The 25,222-nt window shown below is 58.0% G+C and carries 22 protein-coding genes and 1 tRNA gene; 4 read left to right on the top strand and 19 right to left on the bottom strand.

All coding sequences use genetic code 11. From position 1 onward, the window contains the following. The first annotated feature begins 4 nt into the window (after positions 1 to 4). Positions 5 to 862, top strand: coding sequence for an ABC transporter six-transmembrane domain-containing protein (locus AAFX04_03590; GenBank protein MEO1044504.1), 858 nt, complete (start codon positions 5 to 7; stop codon positions 860 to 862). Positions 863 to 1,194: 332 nt separating this feature from the next. Here the strand turns inward: AAFX04_03590 and AAFX04_03585 are convergent, their stop codons facing one another. From AAFX04_03585 to AAFX04_03535, 11 genes are all read right to left on the bottom strand, one after another. Next, positions 1,195 to 2,763: a hypothetical protein gene (locus AAFX04_03585; protein MEO1044503.1), complete on the bottom strand. Its 1,569-nt coding sequence runs from the start codon at positions 2,761 to 2,763 to the stop codon at positions 1,195 to 1,197. Position 2,764: 1 nt separating this feature from the next. Next, on the bottom strand, positions 2,765 to 4,063 hold the full coding sequence (locus AAFX04_03580) for a hypothetical protein (GenBank protein ID MEO1044502.1): 1,299 nt from the start codon (positions 4,061 to 4,063) through the stop codon (positions 2,765 to 2,767). A gap of 4 nt (positions 4,064 to 4,067) precedes the next feature. Beyond that, a complete protein-coding gene (locus AAFX04_03575; protein ID MEO1044501.1) occupies positions 4,068 to 5,063 on the bottom strand; it encodes a hypothetical protein in 996 nt (331 codons plus the stop codon). Between the two features lie 428 nt (positions 5,064 to 5,491). Beyond that, a tRNA-Leu gene (locus AAFX04_03570) sits at positions 5,492 to 5,577 on the bottom strand. Between the two features lie 71 nt (positions 5,578 to 5,648). After that, on the bottom strand, positions 5,649 to 7,097 hold the full coding sequence (locus tag AAFX04_03565; protein ID MEO1044500.1) for a coniferyl aldehyde dehydrogenase: 1,449 nt from the start codon (positions 7,095 to 7,097) through the stop codon (positions 5,649 to 5,651). Between the two features lie 193 nt (positions 7,098 to 7,290). Then, positions 7,291 to 8,085, bottom strand: coding sequence for an A24 family peptidase (locus tag AAFX04_03560; GenBank protein ID MEO1044499.1), 795 nt, complete (start codon positions 8,083 to 8,085; stop codon positions 7,291 to 7,293). Positions 8,086 to 8,192: 107 nt separating this feature from the next. Beyond that, positions 8,193 to 10,100: an acetyl/propionyl/methylcrotonyl-CoA carboxylase subunit alpha gene (locus AAFX04_03555; GenBank protein ID MEO1044498.1), complete on the bottom strand. Its 1,908-nt coding sequence runs from the start codon at positions 10,098 to 10,100 to the stop codon at positions 8,193 to 8,195. Further along, a complete protein-coding gene (locus AAFX04_03550; GenBank protein MEO1044497.1) occupies positions 10,097 to 10,591 on the bottom strand; it encodes a nuclear transport factor 2 family protein in 495 nt (164 codons plus the stop codon). The genes AAFX04_03555 and AAFX04_03550 overlap by 4 nt, the downstream gene beginning before the upstream one ends. Before the next feature lie 5 nt (positions 10,592 to 10,596). Continuing rightward, entirely contained in the window at positions 10,597 to 12,198 is a 1,602-nt protein-coding gene (locus AAFX04_03545) for a carboxyl transferase domain-containing protein (protein ID MEO1044496.1), read from the bottom strand. Then, complete coding sequence (locus AAFX04_03540) at positions 12,195 to 13,196, bottom strand: TauD/TfdA family dioxygenase (GenBank protein MEO1044495.1); 1,002 nt, start codon at positions 13,194 to 13,196, stop codon at positions 12,195 to 12,197. The genes AAFX04_03545 and AAFX04_03540 overlap by 4 nt, the downstream gene beginning before the upstream one ends. Before the next feature lie 44 nt (positions 13,197 to 13,240). Beyond that, the gene (locus AAFX04_03535; protein ID MEO1044494.1) at positions 13,241 to 14,407 is read right to left on the bottom strand and encodes an acyl-CoA dehydrogenase family protein; all 1,167 of its coding nucleotides are present in this window, start codon (positions 14,405 to 14,407) and stop codon (positions 13,241 to 13,243) included. Positions 14,408 to 14,626: 219 nt separating this feature from the next. Between AAFX04_03535 and AAFX04_03530 the strand changes: the two genes are divergently transcribed. Then, positions 14,627 to 15,823: an acetyl-CoA C-acyltransferase gene (locus AAFX04_03530; GenBank protein MEO1044493.1), complete on the top strand. Its 1,197-nt coding sequence runs from the start codon at positions 14,627 to 14,629 to the stop codon at positions 15,821 to 15,823. 15 nt (positions 15,824 to 15,838) lie between these two features. On the opposite strand, the gene AAFX04_03525 is transcribed toward AAFX04_03530, so the two are convergent. Next, on the bottom strand, positions 15,839 to 16,342 hold the full coding sequence (locus tag AAFX04_03525) for an SH3 domain-containing protein (GenBank protein MEO1044492.1): 504 nt from the start codon (positions 16,340 to 16,342) through the stop codon (positions 15,839 to 15,841). 177 nt (positions 16,343 to 16,519) lie between these two features. Between AAFX04_03525 and AAFX04_03520 the strand changes: the two genes are divergently transcribed. After that, the gene (locus tag AAFX04_03520) at positions 16,520 to 17,503 is read left to right on the top strand and encodes a D-glycerate dehydrogenase (GenBank protein MEO1044491.1); all 984 of its coding nucleotides are present in this window, start codon (positions 16,520 to 16,522) and stop codon (positions 17,501 to 17,503) included. A 223-nt stretch (positions 17,504 to 17,726) separates the two neighbouring features. After that, entirely contained in the window at positions 17,727 to 18,980 is a 1,254-nt protein-coding gene (locus AAFX04_03515; protein ID MEO1044490.1) for an ammonium transporter, read from the top strand. Between the two features lie 9 nt (positions 18,981 to 18,989). Here AAFX04_03515 and AAFX04_03510 read toward each other — a convergent pair whose 3' ends face one another. From AAFX04_03510 to prfB, 7 genes are all read right to left on the bottom strand, one after another. Beyond that, positions 18,990 to 19,448 (bottom strand): GNAT family N-acetyltransferase, encoded by a 459-nt coding sequence (locus tag AAFX04_03510; GenBank protein MEO1044489.1) that lies wholly within the window; start codon positions 19,446 to 19,448, stop codon positions 18,990 to 18,992. Beyond that, on the bottom strand, positions 19,448 to 19,807 hold the full coding sequence (locus AAFX04_03505) for a hypothetical protein (GenBank protein ID MEO1044488.1): 360 nt from the start codon (positions 19,805 to 19,807) through the stop codon (positions 19,448 to 19,450). The genes AAFX04_03510 and AAFX04_03505 overlap by 1 nt, the downstream gene beginning before the upstream one ends. A 5-nt stretch (positions 19,808 to 19,812) precedes the next feature. Beyond that, on the bottom strand, positions 19,813 to 21,228 hold the full coding sequence (locus AAFX04_03500; protein ID MEO1044487.1) for a nitronate monooxygenase: 1,416 nt from the start codon (positions 21,226 to 21,228) through the stop codon (positions 19,813 to 19,815). A gap of 171 nt (positions 21,229 to 21,399) precedes the next feature. Continuing rightward, positions 21,400 to 22,119 carry a class I SAM-dependent methyltransferase gene (locus tag AAFX04_03495; protein MEO1044486.1) on the bottom strand — a complete coding sequence of 240 codons (720 nt, stop codon included), beginning with the start codon at positions 22,117 to 22,119 and terminating at the stop codon, positions 21,400 to 21,402. A gap of 59 nt (positions 22,120 to 22,178) precedes the next feature. After that, positions 22,179 to 23,006: a caspase family protein gene (locus AAFX04_03490; protein MEO1044485.1), complete on the bottom strand. Its 828-nt coding sequence runs from the start codon at positions 23,004 to 23,006 to the stop codon at positions 22,179 to 22,181. Continuing rightward, on the bottom strand, positions 23,006 to 24,058 hold the full coding sequence (locus AAFX04_03485) for a hypothetical protein (protein ID MEO1044484.1): 1,053 nt from the start codon (positions 24,056 to 24,058) through the stop codon (positions 23,006 to 23,008). The genes AAFX04_03490 and AAFX04_03485 overlap by 1 nt, the downstream gene beginning before the upstream one ends. Further along, a complete protein-coding gene (prfB, locus tag AAFX04_03480) occupies positions 24,048 to 25,175 on the bottom strand; it encodes a peptide chain release factor 2 (GenBank protein MEO1044483.1) in 1,128 nt (375 codons plus the stop codon). Before prfB ends, AAFX04_03485 begins: the two co-directional genes overlap by 11 nt. Positions 25,176 to 25,222: the final 47 nt, after the last annotated feature.

The following is a 25,222-nucleotide window of genomic DNA, read 5'->3' as shown; positions in this document are numbered from 1 at the left end:
GCTCATGCCCTTACACGACCGGAAACTGTCCATCGCGTCGCTGATGCGCGTCTTCTGGAAACAGGTGGCGGTCACAAATGGCCTGACCCTTGCCGAGACTGCGATGCTGGCATCGCTGCCACTGCTGCTGGGCTGGTCGATTGACGGGCTGCTCAACAATGATTGGACCGCCTTTATATGGCTTGCCGGCACCATGGGGCTGTTGCTGCTGCTCGCCATTGACCGGCGCGTCTACGACACCCGCGCCTATGGCACTGTCGGTGTCGAGCTGGGCATGGCGGTGGTACACAATACCCGCAAGCAACCGGTATCCACCATCAACGCCCGGCTGGATATGAGCCATGAACTGGTGACCTTCCTGGAAAATGAAGTGCCGGTCGTGCTCACCGCAACGGTGCAACTGGTGGCATCATTGGCGGTGCTGTTCGTCTTTCACAGACTGCTGGCAGCCATGGCTGGAGGTGCGATCCTATTGGTGCTGGCAATTTATGCGCTGTCGGGCAGCCGCTTTTTCGCACTCAACAGCAATCTCAATGAACAGGCTGAACGACAGGTATCTGTGCTCGAAAATGGCAGTGGCACCGCCATTCGTCACCATTTGTCATTGCTGCGCGGGCATGTTGTGCGACTCTCCGATACCGAGGCAATTGTCTATGGTGCAATTTTCGCTGTGCTGCTGGCGATGCTGGGGGTCAATTTGTGGTTCGCCGCAACCCAGATAACCGCCAGCGCCGGACAGATATTTGCGATTGTGGTCTATTCCTATGAAATGATCGAGTCGGCAGTCATCCTGCCCGCCGCACTGCAAAGCCTGACCCGCATTGCCGAGATAACCCGGCGGATAAACGGCGACAGCGCCTAGAGCGTGTCCTGAAGAGCCAGGTACGTTGGCACGGAACCGATTTTGGCCCAGAGCGAGGCGCGAGGAAGGAGCCATGCCACAGCATAGTGACTGACGAGTAACGAAGCACTGGGCCAAAAGCAGCCCGCCCCGCAGGGGGTCGTATCTGGCTCTTCAGGACACGCTCTAGGAAGGACAGCTTTTGCCGCTGGCACTATTATTTATGGCGGCCCCCGTTTCAACAAGAGCACAGGCCAGATCTTCTTTCTCCCGGCCAAAGACACACTCAGCCAATCTTGGGGCGTCCTCGCCTATTGGTGCGGATGTGACCGTGCAATCTATTGTGGCACCGCTTACGGGGATGAATGTTGTACCTTGGGCACCGCTTCGCACAGGTCGCGTGCTTCCAGTCCAGCTGAGCAGTCTGGCCAGTTCTCTGCGCGCCTCTGCGCCGGACATCTCGGGACAGCTATCAGGGTCATCGCAGCGATTGTCCAGCGATCGGGTGATGACGTCGGAAAGGCTGAAGTCATCAGCTTCAGAACATTTGATCGGGCCAGCAGGGCCATAAACCGCCACGGGCGTGCAGGTAAAAGTCTCTTTTGCCGCAATGCTGACCTCTTCGTCGGTACCCCCTGCTCCACCTCTGTACCCTCGTCGCTATCCTGCCAGAGCGTGCTGATAATCCAGGCGGTTGCCAGCACAGCAATCAAAAGCCCGGCACCTGCCAAAACAGGTTTGCGTTGCACCCAGGCCATAAAGTCAGAGACTTTTGTTTCGGCCCCGGAATCGAGACCTGCAGAGGCATGCGGATCGTTATTGGGCGGGCCGGGTTGCCGCCAATTTTCATTGCCTTCGGTTACGGAAGTCACTGTATTCGACAGGCTGGACTTGATGGAACTTTGCGCCGTTTGAATGGTGCTCGCTGTGTCCCTGAAGCCCTTCATGGCCGTCTGCTGTAACGCATTGAGCTGTCTGGAAAGATCGCCGTAGAGATTGACCAGCTCAATATGGCGTTTGTTCTCTGCATTTTCCGAAAGCATCTCTTGAAAATGGGCAGCAGACTGCTTTTCTGTTTTCAGATTGGAAGTCAGCTCGGCATTGTCGGACTGCAGCTTCGCCAGCTGGTTTTGCAACGCGGAAGTCGCTTCTACCTGTTGCTCATAGGCGGTGTTGGCTGCAGCAACACTATCCTGCAGTTTTTCAAACGCCCCGGGTAGTGTCTTCAATAAAGAACGCGTGAAATCAACGGTTTCCATCTTGCGATAATCATGTCTGCTGGCCGTTGCGCCGTCAGATAACATGATAAGCAAGCGCGGTGCGGACATATCTTTTCGGGAAATAAACTGCGCCTGCAAAAGGAAAGCGCATAGCTTGCTCTGGAAACGCTCATGACCGGTATCGAGATGATAAACGACATCCTTTGTAAGAGAGGATTTTGCCAGTGGCAGGCCGGCCAGCGGCTTGGGCAGGCGGCTTGCAGCGATACAATAGCTCGGCAGTGCCCCGTGTAGCAGATCATCCGCCAGAGCAGCAGCACCGGTAAAATTGCGCTTCTCTAGAGGTGGGAAAAACTCCTTGAGCGCCAGATAGACATAGTCCGGTGCAGTAATCGACTGGTTCAGCAACCAGACGCCAATGCCTTCATAATTCTCGCGATCACCAAATTGCGCATCGATCCCGCCGATATGCAGCCCCATCCATGTGACACGGCCGGCCGGCATCTCGAAACGGATAAATTCTACACAGCTGTCCTCACCGGATAGTCTGTATTTCTGCGGTAACCCTACCGCATCGATCGGCGGTGCCCAATCAGGCCGGGCGATATTGGGCAGCACCTGGCCTTTCAGACCCCCGTCATAATAATGATATTCCAGAAATGCCGTGGGTGGCGATGTGCCGCTGGTGGAATCCTGAGCCATCTTAACCGCCCGAAAGAGCGTCTAGCGCCTTTTCAAAAAACCGTATGAGTGCTGGCCTGCGTGGTGGTCTGGGAAATGGACTGACCGGCGTTTTTTTCCTGGTCTCGAGGGCGTGCTTATAGAGCCATATCCACATTTCTTCAGGATAGGAGTCAACGACATCCTTCTGATCCGACCCCTGCTCCAGGGGCAGCAAGCCATTCTCGTCCATGACACCGGAAATATAGGCCTGTATACGCCAATGCTTTTCTGAAACAGGAAGGCCCTGAAGCTCGGAATAGGCTTCGTTATAATATTCCTTGAAAAACTGGTATGCAGCCCCCTCATCCTGGGCAAGAAATTCCGGATCATCTATCGGAGCATTGGTTTGCTCACCTCTTTTCCTCGCATCCCATTTGGTAATCAGGGTGACAAAGCGATCCTTTTCACGAGAAAATTTTCTTATTCTTTCATAGCTTTTAAGAACGCCCACCAAAGCTTCGGAAGCACTTTCCAACCTGTCAATGTCACGCCCGATCCGTGCCGGCCCATGCACCCTTTCCTGGGTCGCGGGTGCGATGAAGATAAAACTGATACCGCCGCGAAACTCGCCGACAAACTGTTCGATTTCCTTTCTCATCGCGGGATAGAGTTTTTTCACACCGGTCAACTCGGCACCGGGCTCGACCAACGGGCGATACCATTCGCCATTACTCTCCATAAAAGCAAAGCGAATATTTTCTTCTTTTTGTGGTCGAAGCTCTACGGGTATGAAAAACGGCAGCTCGAAGCGTGTCACCGGAATTTTCTCGCGCCTCATGAAAGCCTTCGTCTTGATTTCGAAGGTGTGCTGGGCCTCTTCATAGAGCAGCCCGCCCGTCTCGGTATTATCGTCGAGCAGCGGCTCGCACAGAACCAGACCGGCTTTCAGCCTGTCGGCTTCATTACGCAATATGGAAAATAGCGACATCAGCAGCGCAGTCTTGCCACTGTTGTTGGTGCCAAAGATTACCACAGGGTGATAACCCTGTTCCTTGACCGACATGGCTTTCGCCAACTCCATACCCAGCCTCGAGACATCGATATCGGGCGTTTGCTGATCATCATCGGTATCAGCTCCGTCGAGCCTCCCGGCAGACCATGGTTTACTCCCGAACGTATCCGATGCGTTGCTTCCACCTGAAGGCGAGTCATCATCTTCATCGCCTGGCGGCAAGCCGGAACTATATATGGTGTCGCCCGATTTTGGTGAGGCTGACGCGGACTCATCATCGTCGAGCGGTTTGGGCTTGAACGGTTTTGGCAGGTCTTCGTCTTGCATCAAACTATCCTTGGAATTGCGGTGGTAGTTTGACACGGCTGACCTTGTTGGTTCTCACCAGCTCAAACAGCGAAACGAGAAGAAAATCAAAGCCTGCGGCCAACAGCAGATAGGCCCATGTCGAGAGATATTCTATGCGGCTCCAGATCAGCCCGGGCAGTTTGTAGATATTCCCCAAGCTCTTGGCCGCCACGATGGGGAGGGACGGCGGAATGGAACCAATATCAGTCTCTTTGCCGAGCTTTTTGCGTGTCTTGCGATAAACCGCGTCGGCATCTTCCAGGATATTGACGAACTGTTTGAGCTGTAATGGCGTGTAGCCCGACGAGACATCCTGCCGCAGATTCTCCATCTCGTTTTGTGCGCGTAGCGACACTTCCAGCACGTCCCTGAGGTCACGATTGTTCCACGACGCCCGATCCAGAAGCAGCGAGATGCGTGTATTATAGTCGGCAATGACGGGTTCAAGGTAGCTGCAATCCTGCCCCCTGCGCTGACTCCTGCCGCTACTGACGGGTCGAAACTCGGGCAGCTCATTGCGCAACTGCGAGATAATACGCGCAGCCTCTGGCCCCTCACCACAATTTCGCGGGTTGCGCATTTCACTGAAAAGCGCATCTTTCAATGATTCTATTTGCCCGACACGCTCTTCTATGCCGCTGGTCTTCAACTCGGTTTCTGCAGAACCCTCCAAAACCGCGAAAGCATCCTCTGATTCCGTTGCAGCATCAGCAAGAATTTGCTCGCCTTCAAATTGTAGCATCAATGTATTGTAGATACCGGCAGCGCTAACAATGAGCAGAACCGCCATCAGAAACCAGTTTTTGCCGCTTTTGAACGCGCCATCGGGTGTCAAACCAATGGTGCGAGCAAGCAAAAAGGCAAAACCTGATATCGCAAAGCCAATGACTACAGCGACAAACCACCCGAAGCCAAGAAACAGATTTACGTAACCGAATGTAATTCCTGCAAAAAACAGAAAAGAGAAGAGGAACAGCATGATCTGCATCCCCCGATATCGACTTATATCCTGCTCTCGTTGAGTATTCATGACTTTCCCCAGTTGTCAAAAGCCATCGCTGCCCAGCGGCCCATGAAGAGTCAACGCAGATAGAAGCCATATTAGTATCAGTTATCTATCGCTATAATTTTATGGCGATATAATGGTGTAATATCTGATGCTTTTATTGAAAACTCCGTGTTCTAAATATCGGACACTATTGAGAGAATCATGCGATCGGATGTCGAAACCAAAAAACATCCATTATGGATATAATGATATTATCGGGCTCTGGGGGCGCGAGTCTTCAGCAGGCGGCGATGAAGCCCAAAGCCAAGCCATGGCAAACCATGGGACTGGACGGCACCAGCAACCATGAGCGCTGCTACGCTTTGCCTGTTGTGGAAGGGATAATCTCACCAAAAAAATGGTACGGGTAGTCGGACTCGAACCGACATGTCCTAGGGACACCGGATTTTGAATCCGGCGCGTCTACCAATTCCGCCATACCCGCATCATATGGTCTCGGGCCAGATGCCCGCAGACGCGCTCAGATAGCGGAGCATGCTGTCTGTTGCAATCCGCTTATTTCTTCAGTTCGCGCTTGATCGTGGCCCAGGTTTTCTTGCCATAGGGTGGCTTGAACCCGGCCATGCCCGCGACATCCATGCTCGCCTGCTTGTAAACGGCGCGCATATGGCTGAATTCCCTGAAACCATCAAAGCCGTGATAATGGCCCATGCCCGAGGGGCCGATACCACCGAAAGGCAGGTCTTCCATGGCATTGTGGAAGATCACATCATTGACGGTGACGCCGCCGGAAATGGTCTTGCCGAGCACCCGCTCCTCCTCACCGCTGTCGCTGCCGAAATAATACAGGCCAAGCGGCCGGTCATTTTCATTCACATAATCAATGGCTTCATCGATGGTGTTATAGGTTTTGACCGGCAATATGGGCCCAAAAATCTCTTCCTGCATTACCTTCATGTCGTCATTGACATTGCGCAGGATGGTCAGCGGCATTTTATGGCCGTTGGAGCTGGAGAAGTCCTCATCGCCCGGATTGACTTCGATCAGCTCCGCACCCTTTTCCTTGGCATCATCAAGATAGCCCTGCAACCGATCATGATTGCGGCCATTGACCACCGAGGTGTAATCATCATTGCTCAGCAATGTCGGGTACATGGCTGTTGCCGATTGCGTGACCGCGCCGATCATCTCGTCTTCCTGCTCTTCGGCGACATAGAGATAATCGGGCGCGAGGCAGATCTGCCCGGCGTTCATCATCTTGCCCAGCGCAATACGGTCGGCCGCCTTGGTTTTGTCGGCGCTGCGGCCGATAATCGTCGGGGATTTTCCGCCCAGCTCGAGCGTCACCGGCACCAGATTTTCCGATGCCGCGCGCATGATATGTTTGCCGATACTGGTGGCGCCGGTGAAAATCATATGGTCGAAGGGCAAGGACGAGAACGCCATGCCGACTTCCGGTCCGCCGGTGAACACCGCCATTTCGGTCTCGGCGAAATATTTCGGGATCACCTCGACAAACAGCTCGGAGACCCGCTCGGTAAATTCCGACGGCTTGACCATGGCGCGGTTGCCCGCCGCCAATATACCCGCCATCGGCACCATCACCATGCCGACCGGGAAGTTCCATGGCGCAATAACGCCGACCACGCCCTTGGGCTGATAGGCTATCTCTGCCTTGGCCCCAAGCAGGCCGAGCGGAAATGTCGGCTTGCGCCGCTCGCCACGCGCCCAGCTGCTGAGATGCTTTTTGGCATGTTTCAGCGCCGAGATGCTGGGGACGATATCGGTCATCAGCGTCTGTTCTTCACTGCGATGGCCGAAATCCTCGCTCACCGCTTTGGCGAAATCATCGGCATGATCGACCAGCAGGGCAATGGCGCGATTGATCCGGTCGGTCCGCACCGACAGCGCCTCGGGCATGGAGGCGGTGAAATCCGCACGCTGCTTGTCCAGCACGGTGTGCATATGTGCGGCAGGGTCGTCCTGTTTAATCGCGGTGGCCATCTATCCTACTCCTTATATTTTCATATCGGCTATAGAACTCCTCCGTTCGCTCTGAGCCAGTCGAAGGACTGTTCTTCACTTCCAACCAGGAAAGTACAGGGCTTCGACAAGCTCAGCCCGAACGGAATTTGGTTGTTCCATAACCAAGCTTTACCGGCAGCATAGCCAAACAGGTAGCGTTTTGAAATGGGTTTCAGGAAAACAGCGCAGGAGCGTCCGCAGCGAGCAATATCCAGGCCGGGATCGCCATCAGCGTCCCGAAGGGGAATTGCGACGTGCCTGTCATGTCGCGCCCGCCGATCATCGCCACCAGCGCCAGGATCAGGCCAAGGCTGGCGGCCATGAACAGCAATACCGGCAGCACCTGCCAGCCAAGCCACAGGCCGATGGCAGCGAACAGCTTGGGGTCACCTTCGCCCAGCCCGTCGCGCCCGCGCAAGGCGCGATAGCCGATGCTGACCAGCGCTAGCAGGGCAAAGCCGCCAACGGCGCCGACAAGACGGTCGGCCAATGGCGGCGGGAACGATCCGGTCGCAGCGATGGCCAGACCGCCGAGCGCCAGCACGATCACCAATGGGTCGGGCAGCCAGTAATGGCGGAAGTCGAGCCAGGCCAAAGGCAGCAACAGCCAGCCGAACAGCGCCAATGTTACGCCCTCCCATCCGGGTGCGATAATCAGCGACAGCGCCCCGACCAGCGCCGCGATGACCTCGATGCTGATAGCGTCCGCCTCGATCGCTGCGCCGCAGCGACGGCATTTGCCACGCTGGATCAGATAGGAGACAATCGGGATCAGCTCATGCGACCGCAGTTTTGCACCACAGGCATCACAGGTCGAGCGCGGCTCGAAAATGCTGCGATTGACCGGCCAGCGGCTGACCAGTGCCGCGATAAAACTGCCAAGGACGGCGCCGAGAATGGCAGCAAACAGCGGCGCATAGACCGGGTGGGTGAGGAGTTGGTTTAAGATGAGAAGCAGCCCCTCCACTCATTACCCCGAACGTGTTTCAGGGTCTATTTCGCTACCCTGATGCCAGTGCTAGCTGCTGAACAGATGCTGAAACAAGTTCAGCATGACGAACCGTTTGACGGTATTTAGTCGTCAGCAGCGGAAATCTCGACCAGCGCCATACCTTCGCTGACCTGTGCGCCTTCGCTGGCGGAGAGGCTGGCGACGGTGCCATCAAACGGCGCGGTGAGCGTATGCTCCATCTTCATTGCCTCGAGCGTCACCAGCTTGTCGCCCTTGGCTACGCTGTCGCCCTCGCTAACGGCAACGGCGATAATTTTCCCCGGCATGGGGGAGAGGATGGTGCCGTCGGAGGCAGATTGACTACCTTGACCATCAGCCCCCCTGATTGAGAAAGCATATGTCTGACCACGCTCAGTTACAAAAATATCGTTTTCAGTGGGCATGGTCGCGCAAACGCCAAAAATATGTTGGAAGTTAGTAGTATCTCCAGAGACGGCTTGGCCCTTTGTATAAAGAGTGACCGACTTTCGTACTGGGGCATTCAGGCGAAAACCAAATTGCTTCTCTTGCAGACTGTTGTCACGTGTGAAAAGTTCTCCCATCCATCCGGTGGGTTCACGACGATAGCACCTTGCGGCTGCATCTATAGCTGACTGGCTGGGGATTTCGGCTGGCAATAATTCTTCCGCCTTAGTGCCTATAAGCCCCGTGTTCAGCTCTGCATTTTTGAATTCGTCGAGTGCGAGGCACTCATAAAGGAAACCCTGGTTGGTACTGAGTGGCGAGACATAGCTAGCCTCTAGCGCTTCCAATAGCTCCTCAATAGTTGCATCTCGCTCGTCTTGATGCGCTACCAATTTCGCTATCATCGGATCGTAAAAAGGGCTGACAAAATCCCCTTCTTCGACACCCGTTTCGATCCTTATACGGTCATCCAGCGCCAAGTCGTCAATACGCCCGGGACTAGGAAGAAACCCGCTTGCCGGGTCCTCAGCATAAAGCCGTGCCTCAATCGCATGACCTTGTATGCTCAAATCTTCCTGCGCCACCGGGATCGGCTCGCCACCAGCGACGCGTAACTGCCATTCGACCAGATCAACCCCGGTAATCTCCTCAGTCACCGGATGCTCGACCTGCAGCCGGGTGTTCATCTCCATAAACCAGATTTTGTCGGCGCTCAGCCCCGCCGAGCCATCGGCGATAAACTCGATCGTGCCCGCGCCTTCATAGTTTACCGCTTTCGCCGCGCGCACTGCGGCGCCGCAGACAGCCTCGCGGGTGGCCTCATCCATGCCGGGTGCGGGGGCTTCCTCGATCACCTTCTGATGGCGGCGTTGCAGCGAGCAGTCGCGCTCGAACAGATGGACGACATTGCCGTGACTATCGCCGAAAATCTGCACCTCGATATGGCGCGGGCTCTCAATCCATTTCTCGATCAGGCAGACATCATTGCCGAAACTCGCCATCGCCTCGCGCTTGCAGCTGGTCAGCGCATCGGCAAAATCCGCCGCTGTATCGACCTTGCGCATGCCTTTGCCGCCGCCGCCCGCGACCGCCTTGATCAGCACCGGATAGCCGATACGCTCGGCCTCGCTGGCGAGGTGGTCGGGGTCCTGATTATCACCGAGATAGCCCGGCGTGGTCGGCACACCGGCCTCATCCATCAGCTTCTTCGCCGCATCCTTCAGCCCCATGGCACGGATCGAGTCCGGCTTGGGTCCGACCCAGATCAGCCCGGCTTCGAGAACCGACTGCGCAAAATCGGCATTTTCCGAGAGGAAGCCATAGCCCGGATGGATCGCCTCGGCTCCAGTCTCTTTGGCAGCCGCAATGATCTTTGCGCCCACCAAGTAGGACTCTGCTGCCGGAGAAGGCCCGATATGCACCGCTTCATCCGCCTGTCGCACATGCAGCGCCTTGGCATCGGCATCGGAATAGACCGCAACAGTGCGGATACGCATATCGCGCGCAGTGCGGATGATGCGGCAGGCAATCTCGCCGCGATTGGCGATAAGCAGGGAAGTTATCATGATGGCTCGCGGCACTGGTTTACACGGACGGAAAAGGCGAGATTGGCGATCTTCCAGACGCCATCCTCACGCGTCAGGCTGAAATGGTTGACACCGCAATGGCTGAACGCGCCATTGCGTTTGAAGGTATAGAAGCCCCAGACCATGGCGATATTGCCGTCAATGCCCATGGCGGGGTCGGGCATGATCTCCTCATATTGGTCGGTCGAAGCGGCAATCTGCGCCGCCCATTGGTCGAAACTGATGCGCCGGACCTCGTTTGACCGTCCGGTTGCGATGGTGATGGTCGCGCCATCCTGAATATATTGGCCGATCCCCGATGTATCACGCGACGCCAAAGCCGCGAACAGCGCGTTGATGGGTACCATGATCGCATCAACCTGCGCTTTGGCATCGGGAACCTCTTGTGGCGGTGGTGGGGATTCCTGCGCGATTGCGGGCGCGGCGATCAACAATGCGGAAAGAATAACGATATATTTGGCAATATTCATGGTTATCACATCCTGAACACCCCGAACCGGGGCGCCTCCTCTACCGGGGAATTCAACGTCGCCGCAAACGCCAGGCCCAGTACATCGCGGGTCTGCGCCGGGTCGATAATGCCGTCATCCCACAGCCGCGCGGTGGCATAATAGGGGTTGCCTTCATCCTCATATTTCTGGCGGATCGGGGCTTTGAACGCTTCGGCCTCTTTCTCGCTCCATGTGTCGGCATCGCGGTGGACGGTGGCGAGGACGCTGGCCGCCTGTTCGCCGCCCATGACCGAGATGCGGCTATTGGGCCAGGAAAACAGGAAACGCGGCGAATAGGCGCGGCCACACATGCCGTAATTGCCTGCACCGAAGCTGCCGCCGATCAGCACCGTGATTTTCGGCACGCTGGCGGTGGCGACGGCGGTGACCAGCTTGGCGCCGTGCTTGGCGATGCCTTCCGCCTCATATTTGCCGCCGACCATAAAGCCCGAGATATTCTGCAGGAACAAGAGCGGGATACGCCGCTGGCACGCCAGCTCGATAAAATGCGCGCCCTTTTGCGCGCTCTCGCTGAACAAAATACCGTTATTGGCGAGGATCGCCACCGGCATGCCCCAGATATGGGCAAAGCCGCAGACCAGCGAGCTACCATAGAGCGCCTTGAACTCGTGAAATTCACTGCCATCGACCAGCCGCGCGATGATCTCCTTCACATCATAGGGCGCGCGGACATCTTCGGGCAGAATGCCGTACAGCTCTTCGGCGTCATATTTGGGGGGGCGGGGTTCATGCAGATCAATATCCGGCGCGCGGCTCTGCGGCAGATGGCTGACAATATCCCGCACAATGGTCAGGGCATGCTCGTCATTCTCGGCGACATGATCAACCACACCCGATTTGCGGCCATGCAGATCGCCACCGCCCAAATCCTCGGCGCTAATCTCCTCACCCGTCGCCGCCTTCACCAGCGGCGGACCGCCGAGAAAAATCGTGCCCTGATTGCGCACAATCACCGTCTCGTCAGACATGGCGGGGACATAGGCCCCGCCCGCGGTGCAGCTGCCCATGACGCAAGCGATCTGCGGAATCTGCTTCGCCGACATATTCGCCTGGTTGAAGAAGATACGGCCAAAATGCTCGCGGTCAGGAAACACCTCATCCTGATGCGGCAGATTGGCGCCGCCACTATCGACCAGATAGATGCACGGCAGATGATTCTGCTCGGCAATTTCCTGCGCCCGCAGATGCTTTTTCACCGTTAGCGGATAGTAAGTGCCCCCCTTTACCGTGGCGTCGTTGCAGACGATCATCACCTGCCGCCCCGAAACGCGGCCAATGCCGCAGATTAGCCCCGCACCAGGCACCGCATCATCATAGAGACCATTGGCGGCCAACTGGCCGATCTCGAGAAACGGCGACCCCGGATCGAGTAACCGCTCTACCCGCTCCCGCGGAAGAAGTTTCCCGCGCGACACATGCCGCTCGCGCGACTTCTCGCTGCCGCCTTTTGCAGCCTTGGCGACCTTGCCCCAGAGCTCATCTTTCAGCGCAACATTATGCGCCGATTGTGCGCGGTAAACTTCTGATTGTGTGTCAATTTCTGTCGGCAGCACAGGTGCGGTCATGATGGTTCCTGTTCAAGGCTGAGCCACAATCTCAGCAGATGGCGCATGCGGCTCTTTTCGGGCCAGTCTTCATAGGCGGTGCGCGAATGGATCGTCACATGGTTGGAGATAAACTGCATATCGCCGCTGGCCAGATCCATGTCGAGATGAAATTCCGGGTCCATGGCGAGCGCATCATAGCGGTCGAGCAACGCCGCGCCCGTTTCATCGAGCGGTGGCAGCCCGTCATGGCGATAGGCGGAGCGGAAATAGTCGCTGTGCCAGAAGGTTTTTAGCTTGCCATCCGCATAACAGCCCGGCTGCATCGGGAAGACCGGAGCCTCGCCTTCGGATTCCTCACCCCGACGATCAACCAGTATCGGTTCAAACATGCGCTGAGCGAGATCGGGATTATCGCGCAGCAACCGGTTGAAGATAGAGACCGAGGATGCAATGCGGCTCTCCCCGCCCTTGCGCGCCGGATAGAGACAGAGCAGACCGACCACATCGGCGGCATCGCAGTGAAAGGCAATATCGCCCGCGGTACGATAGCGGCGGACATTGGGGTCGGCATCCTCCTCGCCATAATCGCGCACATGGCCGAGCAACTCGCCTTGCGGATTCTGCGCCCCGGGGATACCGAGATGATGGCCAATGCCCCAATAGGCGCGTGCCGCCTTTTCCTCGCCCCATTGTTCGACCGGCAGGCCCGAAACCAGAACAAAGCCACGCCCGTTCATCAGCGTATCGCGCCAATCGGCAATGCGCTGCTGCAATTGCGGCAAGGGGAAATTGCTGCGGCTGATCTCTTCCATCGGCAGTTCAGACACCGCGTCGAGCGCCTGCTCGAGCTCGGCCAGATCCGCATCGCTCAGATTATATTGCCAGCTTTCCGGCGCCGCGCGCATGGCATCGGCATCCCAGGCCGCATCATGGGCAATGGGCGCAGCAGCAACATCCTCATGCGGCCGCATAAAATAATGCAGCGCCTGCGCACGAAAATCGCGATATTCGGGCATGGCATTCTCTCCTATATTTGATGCGATCCCTATTTTGACGCTATTCAGTTGGCCCCGATCAACTCCCGCCCGATCAGCATCCGGCGGATTTCATTGGTGCCGGCGCCGATATCGAGCAGCTTGGCATCGCGCATATAGCGTTCCACCGGCCAGTCCTTGGTATAGCCTGCACCACCCAGTGCCTGCACCGCTTCGCCGGCAACCTTGAATGCGCTCTCGGATGCCAGCAGAATCGCGCCTGCTGCATCAAAACGGGTCGTATTGTCGACATCGCACGCCTTGGCGACGGCATAGACATAGGCGCGTGCGGAATTGAGCGCGACATACATATCGGCGACCTTGGCCTGCATTAGCTGGAATGAGCCGATGGGCTTGCCGAATTGCTGGCGCTCGCGGACATAGGGGACGACGCAATCGAGACAGGCCTGCATCACGCCGAGTTGCAACCCGGAGAGCACTACGCGCTCATAGTCAAGGCCGCTCATCAAAACCCCGACACCGCCGCCGACCGGACCCATGACATTGTCTTCCGGCACTTCGCAGTCACTGAACACCAGCTCGGCCGTTGGCGAGCCACGCATGCCGACTTTCTCGATCTTCTGGCCAATGGAGAAGCCGGGCATGTCCTTCTCGATCAGGAAGGCGGTGATGCCGCGCGATCCGCCGCCGGGGTCGGTCTTGGCATAGACCACCAGTGTATCGGCATAGGGTGCATTGGTGATCCAGAATTTGGTGCCGTTGAGGATATAGCCACCCTGCACCGCCTCGGCCTTCAGCTTCATCGAGACGACATCGGACCCCGCATTGGCTTCCGACATGGCGAGCGATCCGACATGCTCGCCACTGACCAGACCGGGGAGATATTTGGCTTTCTGTTCGGCATTGCCCCAACGGGCGATCTGATTGATACACAGGTTGGAGTGTGCGCCATAGCTCAACCCAATAGAGGCGCTGGCACGGCTGACTTCCTCGACCGCGACGACATGCTCGAGATAGCCGAGGCCGAGTCCGCCATCCTCTTCCGCAACAGTGATGCCGTGCAGACCGAGTTCGCCCATTTGCGCCCATAGCTCTTCGCGCGGGAACCAGTCTTCGGCATCAATCTTCGCCGCCAGCGGCGCGATCTTGTCGGTGGCGAAACGGCGCGTGGTATCGCGAATCTGGTCCGCCATTTCACCCAGCTGGAAATCGAAATCGGGATAGGCGCTCATTGCTCATGTCTCCTGGGGATGCTGTCGGTCATATTGCTGGCGCTTGTGAAAGATTATTTCGCGCTCGCCAAGAGCGTTTTCTTTGAAATCTGCTTTGCGAGGCACTACGACTAAGGCATATATTCCCAACAATCGGCAGAGGCTATATCGACCAGACCGCAATCCCCAACGGTTAAGGTCGGCCGCAAGCCAATCTGCACAACAAAAAGGACACTCCCCATGGCAGCATTCTCCGAACAGGACCCGGTCGTTATACTCTCCTATGCCCGCACCCCGATGGGAGCGATGCAGGGCGCACTCGCCGATGTGAGCGCCACCGATCTGGGCGCCACCGCGGTCAAGGCAGCGGTCGAGCGGTCGGGCGTTGCCGGTGAGGATGTCGACCGCATCTATATGGGCTGCGTGCTGCCCGCCGGCCTGGGCCAGGCTCCAGCGCGTCAGGCAGGGGTTAAAGCCGGTCTGCCCAAATCGGTGCAGGCGACCACGGTCAACAAGGTCTGCGGCTCCGGCATGCAGACGGTGATTATGGGCACTGAAGCCATTGCTGTGGGCAGTGTCGACACCGTAGTTGCTGGTGGCATGGAGAGCATGACCAATGCGCCTTACCTGATGAAAAAGCACCGCTCGGGCGCGCGTATCGGTCATGATACTGCCTATGACCATATGTTTCTCGATGGTCTGGAAGATGCCTATGAGGAAGGCCGCGCCATGGGCACTTTTGCGCAGGATATGGCCGACAAATATCAGCTGACCCGCGAGGCACAGGATGATTATTCCATCGAGTCGCTGCGCCGCGCCAATGCCGCGATTGAAAGCGGTGCCTTTGCCAAGGAACTCACCACCGTCACCTATGCCACCCGCAAGGGTGAGCAGACAGTCGATGTGGATGAAGGCCCCGGCCGTGGTCGCCCTGACAAAATCCCGTCGCTGCGCCCGGCTTTTGCCAAGGACGGCACAATCACCGCCGCCACCTCAAGCTCGATCTCTGATGGCGCCGCCGCCGTTGTGCTGACCCGTCAGAGCAAGGCCGAAGCCAATGGCCAGAAACCGGTGGCGAAGATTGTCGGCTATGCCGCGCATGCGCAGGAACCATCGGAATTCACCATCGCCCCGGTCGGCGCGATCAACAAGCTACTCGAACAGACCGGCTGGAGCACCGATGATGTCGATCTGTGGGAAGTGAATGAAGCCTTTGCCTGCGTCACCATGTTTGCGATGCAGGACATCGGCATCCCGCATGAGAAGATCAACGTCAATGGCGGTGGCACCGCGCTCGGTCACCCCATCGGCGCCAGCGGCACCCGGATCATCACCACCCTGCTCGGCGCGCTGGAAACCCGCGGCCTGAAACGCGGCGTCGCCAGCCTGTGCATCGGCGGCGGCGAGGCTACCGCTGTGGCGGTGGAGCTGGTCTAGGCAGCCACTAAAGAATCAAGGTTCTCCGGTGCCGAACAAATGTTCGGCCCGGACAAAGCCTGAACGACCGTTGACATCAAAGCCGCACCAGCCACTTTCGGTGCAATCGCCCAGCTTGCCGACAACGCCGGGCTCCAGCCGCCAGGCAATCTCCGCCTCGGCGCTGGGTGCGGTGTGCATGGCCCGGATCTCGCCGATAACCATCGCGGTGCGGGTGCGGCTGAGCAGCCGGGCATGCATCCAGCCCTGCGTGCCGTCCGGATCCTCGATCTGCCGCCACACGCCATAACGCTTGATGATCTTGACCGGCAGATTCTTGCGCTCATAAACCCACATGATCTTATATTCGGTGCTTGGCCCGGTGCGGGTGCGCGCAACATCTTCATCGATCGAGGCCCAATAGGGCGGCTGGCTGGTCTGGGCCGATCCACTCACAGGTGCCGCCACCATGGCGCACAGGCTGAGCATAAGGGCGATGGATTTCCCCCATGCGCGCCGATATATCGCTTTCTGGCTCATGATGTCTGACACTCCCACAATCGGGTTGACTATCAGCACCGGACGTCTGTGATCAAGCGGGTTAGTTGACATCAGCGACGCTGCAGCGAAATTTTACCATTACACCATCGATACGAACCGCAGGGCCATCCAAGCCAGGGCTTGACCTTTGCCGGTGATCGCGCAAAGCCATGGCATATGTCGAGCAAACCAAAAGTCATTGTCACCCGGCGTCTCGCACCTGCTGTCGAGGAGCGTATGGCCGAGCTTTTCGATGTCGAGATCAATGCCGACGATAGCGCCATGGATAGCGAAGCGCTGGCCCGGGCAATGCGCGAATGCGATGTGCTGGTGCCGACCGTCACCGACGATATCGCCACATCCCTGTTCGAACAGGACGGCATTCGCACAAAGCTGATCGCCAATTTCGGTGCCGGGGTCGATCATATCGACCTGAAAGCAGCCCGCACCGCCAATATTATCGTCACCAACACCCCGGGTGTGTTCACCGATGATACTGCCGATATGACCATGGCGCTGATCCTCGGTGTGCCGCGCCGGCTTAGCGAAGGCTCGAAACTGTTGCGGTCCGGCAAGTGGCGGGGCTGGTCGCCCTCGGCGATGCTCGGTCATCGCATAGGCGGCAAGACGCTGGGTATAATCGGCATGGGGCGGATCGGTCAGGCAGTCGCGCACCGTGCCCGCGCCTTTGGCCTCAACATCCGTTATCATAACCGCAGGCGATTGCCCGAAAGCCTCGAACAGATGCTCGGTGCGAGCTATGAGCTCGATCTCGATACGCTGATTGCCGCCAGCGACATCATTACCCTGCACTGCCCGCACAGCGAAGAAACGCACGAGATGATCAACGCAGAACGGATCGCGTCGATGCGCCCCGATGCCTATCTGATCAACACCGCACGCGGCGAGCTGATCGATGAGGAAGCACTGATCGAAGCGCTGGAAAATGACCGCATCGGGGGTGCGGGTCTCGATGTCTATACCCATGAGCCGGCGATCAATCCGCGACTGCTCGAAGTCGATAACACCGTCTTGATGCCGCATATGGGCAGTGCCACCTTTGAAGGGCGCGAGGCCTCGGGGATGCGGGTGGCCGCCAATATCCGCATCTGGTCCGACGGCCATCGCCCGCCCGACCAGGTGCTGGAAGGCTGGGCCTGATCGCCCGCCTGTTGATAAGACAGCTTTTGCAGCTTGCATTAACCGCAATTTGTAGAAATCCTGTCATGACCATTTACATGCGTGGGTGATGCCGGACGGAACCGGTACAGGGGCAGGACATATCAAGATGATTGCAAAGGGTGCAGTGACACCGAAACTCTCTGTTGCGCGGATGGCCAAGACTGTGATCGGCTGTTGCGCTTTGTTCGGTGCCGGTCAGGCCATGGCCCAGGCACCGCTCGATCCGGTGCTGATCGACCCCAGCGACAGCGGCGATACGGCATGGATTCTGACCGCCAGCGCGCTGGTGCTGCTGATGACACTGCCTGGCCTTGCCCTGTTCTATGGCGGACTGGTGCGCGCACGGCATTTTCTTTCCGTGCTGCTGCAATGCGGCGCGATCGCGGCGATGGTATCGTTGCTCTGGGTGGTGGTCGGCTATACGCTGGCATTTGGCGCGGTGACCAATGGGATTATCGGTTCGGGCAACGCCTGGATGCTGATCGGTCTCGGCAATGTGCGCGAAGGGCTGACCATCCCGGAGAGCAGCTTCGTGGTGTTCCAGATGACCTTCGCCATCATCACCCCGGCGCTGATGGTCGGAGCCTGGGTCGAGCGCGCCCGCTTCGGCTGGGTTATTGCTTTTTGCGCGCTTTGGAGCCTGATTGTCTATGCCCCGGTGGCTCATTGGATCTGGGGCGGCGGCTGGCTCGCCGATATGGGCGCGCTGGATTTTGCCGGCGGCATCGTCGTTCATACCACCGCCGGGGTTTCGGCACTGGTCGCTGCGATCATGCTCGGCAAACGGCAGGATTGGCCCAAAAAACTTCGACTGCCGCACAGCCCGGCACTGACTGTTGCCGGGGCCGGGCTGCTCTGGGTCGGCTGGTTTGGTTTCAATGGTGGCTCGACACTGGGTGCCGGCGATGATGCCGCTGCCGCGATCATCAACACCCATGTCGCCGCCAGCGTCGCCGCATTGCTGTGGCTGCTGATCGAAAAGATAAAGGCCGGCAAGCCTACGGCGGTTGGTTTTGCTACCGGCGCCATTGCGGGGCTGGCGACAATCACACCGGCGGCAGGCTATATCTCCCCCGGTGCCGCGATTATCATCGGCGCGCTCGCCGCGCCGGTCTGCTATTATGCCATTGGCCTGGTCAAGAATGTCTTCGCCATTGATGACTCTCTCGACGTCTTCGCAGTGCACGGCGTGGGTGGCATTTTGGGCAGCCTGCTCGTGGCAATCTTTGTCAGCACCCTGTTCAATGGTGTCGGCTATGCCGAGGGCAGCGGCATGATCGGTCAGCTGGTGATTCAGGCCACCGCCATCAGCGCGGTCGCCATCTGGTCGATCATCGGCACGCTGATCATCGGGCTGGCGCTGAGCATGGCACTGCCGATGCGGGCGGAAAAAGACGACGAGCAGGAAGGTCTCGACATCACCCAGCATGGCGAACGCGCCTGGGAGCTGGATTAACCCGACGCGCTAAAGCGTCAGGTGCAGAAACTGGTTGAACTCGGTCCTTACATAATCGGCAAAAGCCGGTCCATTTGCGAAACCGCGTTTGCGATAAAGCGCCAGCGCTGGCTCGAACGGCTCGCCTGACCCGGTTTCGAGGCTCAGCCTCTCATAGCCTCGCTCTTTGGCGACGGCGATGATATGCTCGAGAATATCCGCCGCCACACCCCGTCGCAAAAAGATCGGATGGGTCCGCATCGACTTAATCTCGCCATGCACGGTATCGATCTGGCGCAGCGCGCCGATGCCGCTGAGATGGCTATCATCCCATGCGCTATAGACGCTGACATCAGGCGTCTTCAGCGCCGAAGCATCGAGCGCATGGACCGAGCCCGGCGGCGAATATTTCTGCATCTCGGAGAGATGTAGCGCCAGCAACTGAGTCACTGCGGCGCTACCCAGATCATCTTCACGGATATGGCGCATCAATTGCCTGCAAAAGCGCGCCAGGCGGCATAAGCAAGAAAAGGCAACCCGGTCATATCTGCGACAGCGATTGTCCGCAGCGATGGTGACATGCCGTTCATCGCGTAAATTGCGAGAAAACTGAGCACCGACAACGCCGTCACCACCGCCGCGAGTTGTCGGACCGAAGGGTCGAATGTCGCCCAGGCACAGGCGATCACTACACACCCGAACAGCGCCGCACGATGATGCAGCAGCGGGAAAGCCCCGCTGCCCGGCGCGACTGCATAGAGCCGTTCGATCATCGAAGGCGCGAACAAAGCCGCAAAGGGCGCCAGGTGGATCAGCGCCAATACACCCCAGCAGATCCGCTCGGCCATCAGGCTCAATCCCCTGTCAGGATGCGATCCACGAGTTGCTTGACCGTCGGGACAAAGCCGTTGGAGTAAAAGGGGTCGCGGCCGAATTCATAGGCCGAATGCCCGGCAAACATCAGATTCTGATGCACATCGCCACCATGGGCGATGTCCTGCAGCGATTTCTGGATGCAGAAGCTGCGCGGGTCGGCCAGACGACCAGTGGTGAAATTGTCATGGTCTTTCCATGACGAAAAACCACAATGCGACAGACATCCCATACAATCGGCCTGGTCCTTGCGGATGGTGGTGCGCTCTTCGGGCGTGACAAAAACCACGGTATTGTCCGGGGTTTTCAGCGCAGTGGTAAAGCCCAGCGCATCCCATTGCCGCGCACGTTCCAGATCGGCCGGGGCAACCCAGAAATTCTTGCCCTTTACGCCAACATCGAGCTGCGCGGTATGCTCGCCCGCCATTTCGGTCGAAAACGGTATCTGCCGCTCCGACCGCGCCTCGAGACTGCGCAGAAACGCGTTGCGCACCGCGCTCGAGTAAAAGCCGGTCGGGCTGAACTTGTGCAGCAGCACATCGCCTTCCTCGATCCTGGTCAGTTCATCCTTCCAGACATCGGGGATCGGGCTTTCCTTGGTCAGCAACGGCCGGGTGCCGAACTGGAACGCGATCTGGCCGAGCTCGGGATTGTCGATCCAGTCTTCCCAGTCGCGCAGATACCAGACGCCACCGGCCATGATGATCGGCACATCATCGGAAATACCCTGATCGCGCATCGTTTCACGCAGCAATTTGACGCGCGGATAAGGATCTTGCGGCTGTTTCGGGTCTTCGGCGTTGGACAGGCCATTATGCCCACCGGCAAGCCACGGGTCTTCATAGACAACAGCGGCCATCAGGTCGGAAACCTTGTGATAGGCGCGCTTCCACAAAGCGCGAAAGGCACGTGCCGAGGAGATGATCGGCAGGTAATTAACGTTATACTGTGCCGCGATCTCGGAGAGCTTATAGGGCATGCCGGCACCACAGGTGACACCCGCGACCATGCCCTTGGTCTTTTCCAGCACGCCGTGCAGCACCTGCTGGGCGCCACCCATCTCCCACAGCACGTTGATGTTTATCGCGCCTCGCATGCCATTTGGGCCGCTGGCCATGTCATAGGCGCGGCGTACCTGCTCAACCGCGCCGTCAATGGCATAGCGGATCAGTTCTTCATGCCGCTCCTCACGCTTGCGACCATGATAGACCTGCGGGATAACGTTGCCGTCGGCATCATAGCTGTCGGCATTGACGGCCGAAACGGTGCCGATACCGCCGGCGGCGGCCCATGCGCCCGAACTGGCATGATTGGTGGCGGATACGCCCTTGCCACCTTCGATCAGCGGCCATACCTCGCGGCCATTATACTGGATAGGCTTGAGACCTTTGAACACGCTTCGCTCCCCGGTTTATCTATTTTCGCTATAGGAGAAGTTGCGATGAAAATCGCGGGAAAAAACCCCAGCATATTCAAGCAATAAGCTGTTTCTTTGCTTCTCCGGCGTCATCAAATACGCCATTTTCCGTCATTATACCGTCACATAGCGCCGCTGCGGCACCATTGTTCAGGATGCTTCGCGCCGCGGTTTATCGGTGCGCTGTCCCTGGGCATTGCAGGCGTGAATCTCATCCGGCTCCGGCTTGTCGCCACCCGGAACGAAACGGGCGAAATAGCCCTGAATGTCGGGACGCTGGGCAAATTCAACAAGCTCGAACCCCACCGCCTCGAACTCGCAGAATACCTGTTTCGGGGAAATGCCATGGCGACCATTGGGGCGATCGACATCGACAACGATGATCTGCCCGTCCTCGGCTAGCGCATCATGCATCCGCCAGACAAAGGCATAGGGTTCGGTCACCTCATGGTACATATGCACCAGGAATATCCGGTCGAAGCTGTTGGCCGGAAGCCGGGGATCGGCAATCGCACCGGGTTTGATCGAGACATTGTCGAGCCGGTCGCGCGATACGCGCTGGCCCAACCGCGCCAGAGCATCGGCATCGATATCCTGTGCCAGCACCCGGCCGGTCTCGCCGACACGCTCTGCCAAACGCACAGTGTAATACCCTTCGCCAGCGCCAATATCGGCTACCGTCATGCCTTCGACAATGCCGGCAAGGTCCATCACCGTTTCCGCCTCATTGCGATTGTCACGCGCGGTCTCGGTAGAAAACTGGTTGCCCACCACTGTGGGGACGTCGCGCTCTGCACGGGGAAAGGCGCGGGCATCTTCGGGCCGGTCTTCATCCAGCACAACCGGCTTGCAGCCGGTGAGCGCCAGCATTGCCGTAGCCACCAATAGGATACCCGCTTTCATGCCTTTTGCCCTGTGCCGTTGCGCCATCATGGAATCGGCAATGCCCGCATGCCGCCGACAAAGACATTAAACGGCAAATCGCCCTGACGCCATGGCGATTGACGGCCATCAGTCTTCTCATTCACCTCGATTGCGGTCTTGCGGAACGTCTCATCCAATGACTGACGGCGCTTGATCTGCTGTGCGAACACTGTGGCAAAAGGACTACCCTTGCCGGGGGTTGCGCCATCTTCGGCGACATTGCCCGGATCGGTGGAAAAGAACACAACTGCCGACAGTCCGCGCAAATTGCCGAGCTGCGCAAGACCGGGACCCGCATTGGCGACATCATAGAGCGTAATCGATTCTGCCGAACGCGCTGCACCCGCAATATTGAGCGCCAGCGACCGTTTTGTCGACTGCGCCTGCTGCGCGGCCAATGGGTTGTTGCGACAGGCATCGACAATCACAATCGCGCCCCGGGCCTTTTCGGTGAGTCTGCGGATAAGATCTTCCAAGGGTATCAGTGATACGCCATCGGCAGCGAGAAAATAGTTATGTCCTTCAATCTGGAAACCATGGCCGGCATAATAGAGCAGCGCGATATCATCGGGTGCGAGGGAATTGACGAACAGGTCAAACTCGCTTTCCCAAATCCTGGCATCCGGCTCTTCGAGCAATGTCACTTCGGTCACTGCCGAGCGTTTCAGCGATGCGGTGACCATGCGTGCGTCAACCACCGGATTGGCCAGCGCCAAGCGTGGATCATCCGCCTCAATATAATCGGTGCCGATCACCAGAGCATGAACATCCGCATGGGCATGCGGCGTCACAGCAAAGATACCGAGCAGAAGGAAAAAAATGCGCTTGAACATTATAGCCGGAATGACACTCCGATATTCACACCATGATTGACGCGAGCATCGCTGAAATTGTTCTCCCCCGATAGCGGAAAAAACAGGACAGCACGATAGCGCACATCAAGAGCGATGGAGTCGGACAGTGCAAATTGCGCACCCACCGCAATATCCGGTCCGAAACTGGCTTCTTCGCCGCTACGATCGACGAAAGGCGGTGCCAGTGTACCATCGGGCTGTACCACGCTCGTCCTTGTCCTGAAGTCAGGCTGATAGCTGGCATGCACCATGCCATTGAAAAACGCTGTACCCGTCTCGGAAAACGGAACAAACGCCGTCACACCGGCACGTATGCTGAATGTTTCCTGCGTCGCCGATTCCCGCAGCATCTGCGGTGGGGTTTCTTCCGGCACCAGCGGCGGCGGCGGGTCCTGGCCGAAGGCCTCGGCCAGTCTTGTCCCAAGCAGATTATCCACGTTGAAGGTTGTGTTGAAATTGAACGCGATGGGACCGGATCTCTCCAGGCGTTCATAACGCGCACCTGCAAAGAACGCGAAGCGCTCGCTCGTCCGGCGCTGCCAGGTTACTTCCAGATCGTAGCGGTTATAATCGAATTCGCCCGTGGCCAGGGCATTGCCGAAGTCGGTTGCTGTATCATTCTGGATGGCTAGCCTGCGGCTGATCGCAATGGTCTGCTCGATACCGCCTGAACCTTCGCCATACATGCCAGTGATCGTGAAGCGGTCGCGATCATCACCGAAGTTGATCATCGCCCCCACCATCGGGATGGCGATCTGTTCGGCCAATATCCCTGTGCCATCCTGCTGCGAGCGAAAATCAACCTCGCCGGGAAAAAGGTCCTGCGCCAATTCCAGCGCTTGCTGGTCGATAAGCCCGCCCTCTTCCACCTGGCCGCCCTCGATTGATGAGGTACGCAAATTGCTATTGTCGAAAAAATAGGAAAATCTGGGACCAATAACGACATCGGCATGGGCAAGGGATGGCACCAATGCCGCCACAGCCGTGACGACGCCCGCTGCGGTATATCTGCCAGGTGGTTTAATCGACATCCTCGACCTCCACCTGCTCGCCGGTAACCCGCTGCGACAATGCTGCGGCCATGAACGGGTCGAGATCGCCATCAAGGACATCGGAAGGTGCCGAGGACGTCACGCCGGTGCGCAAGTCCTTCACCATCTGATAGGGCTGCAGGACATAGGAACGGATCTGGTTGCCCCAGCCAATATCCGATTTGCTGGCATGCTCGGCCATGGCGCTTTCCTCGCGGCGGCGCAGCTCCTCTTCGTAAAGCCGAGCCTTGAGCATCCGCATCGCCTCTGCGCGGTTCTTGTGCTGCGACCGGTCATTCTGGCTCGCCACGACAATGCCGCTGGGCACATGGGTGATGCGCACCGCGCTGTCGGTAGTGTTGACGTGCTGACCGCCTGCGCCCGAGGCGCGGTAGGTATCGATCTTGAGGTCGCTTTCATTGACATCAATGGCGATGTCATCGTCGATCACCGGATAGACCCAGACGCTGGAAAAGCTGGTATGTCGCCGCGCCGAGCTGTCATAGGGTGAGATACGGACCAGCCGGTGCACGCCGCTTTCGGTCTTGGCATAGCCATAGGCATTCTCGCCCTTGATCAGCAAAGTCGCCGATTTGATGCCCGCCTGCTCACCAGCATGATAATCGACCAGTTCAACCCTCAGCCCACGGCGTTCGGCCCAGCGGGTGTACATGCGCTGTAGCATCTCGGCCCAGTCCTGGCTCTCGGTGCCCCCGGCACCGGCGTGAATTTCCAGATAGGTGTCATTGCCATCGGCCTCACCCGCCAGCAGCGCTTCGATCTTGTCCTTCTCGGCGCGCTCGGCCAGTTTGGCCAGTGATGCCAGCCCTTCGCTGATGATCTCATCGTCGCCTTCGGCTTCGCCCATCTCGACGAATTCGACCGCGTCGTCTTTTTCCTGACTGATCTCGTTGACCGCCGATATCGCGGCGTCTAGCCGACGCCGCTCACGCATTACCTCTTCCGCCGCCTTGGGGTCATCCCACAGCGTCGGATCCTCGACACGCGCGTTCAGCTCGTCGAGCCGGCGAAGCGCCTTTTCCCAGTCCAGGAATTTGCGCACCAGCGCCAGCGCGGCGTCAATCGTGTCAACATGGGCCTGCCCTTCGGCACGCATAGTTTTTCTCCTGCCCTTTAAGGGTGTTGTCTGCGATTAGGGATTTC

The organism is Pseudomonadota bacterium (assembly GCA_039818985.1).
GTDB lineage: Bacteria > Pseudomonadota > Alphaproteobacteria > Sphingomonadales > Sphingomonadaceae > Alterisphingorhabdus.
This window is presented reverse-complemented; position numbering and strand designations above follow the sequence as displayed.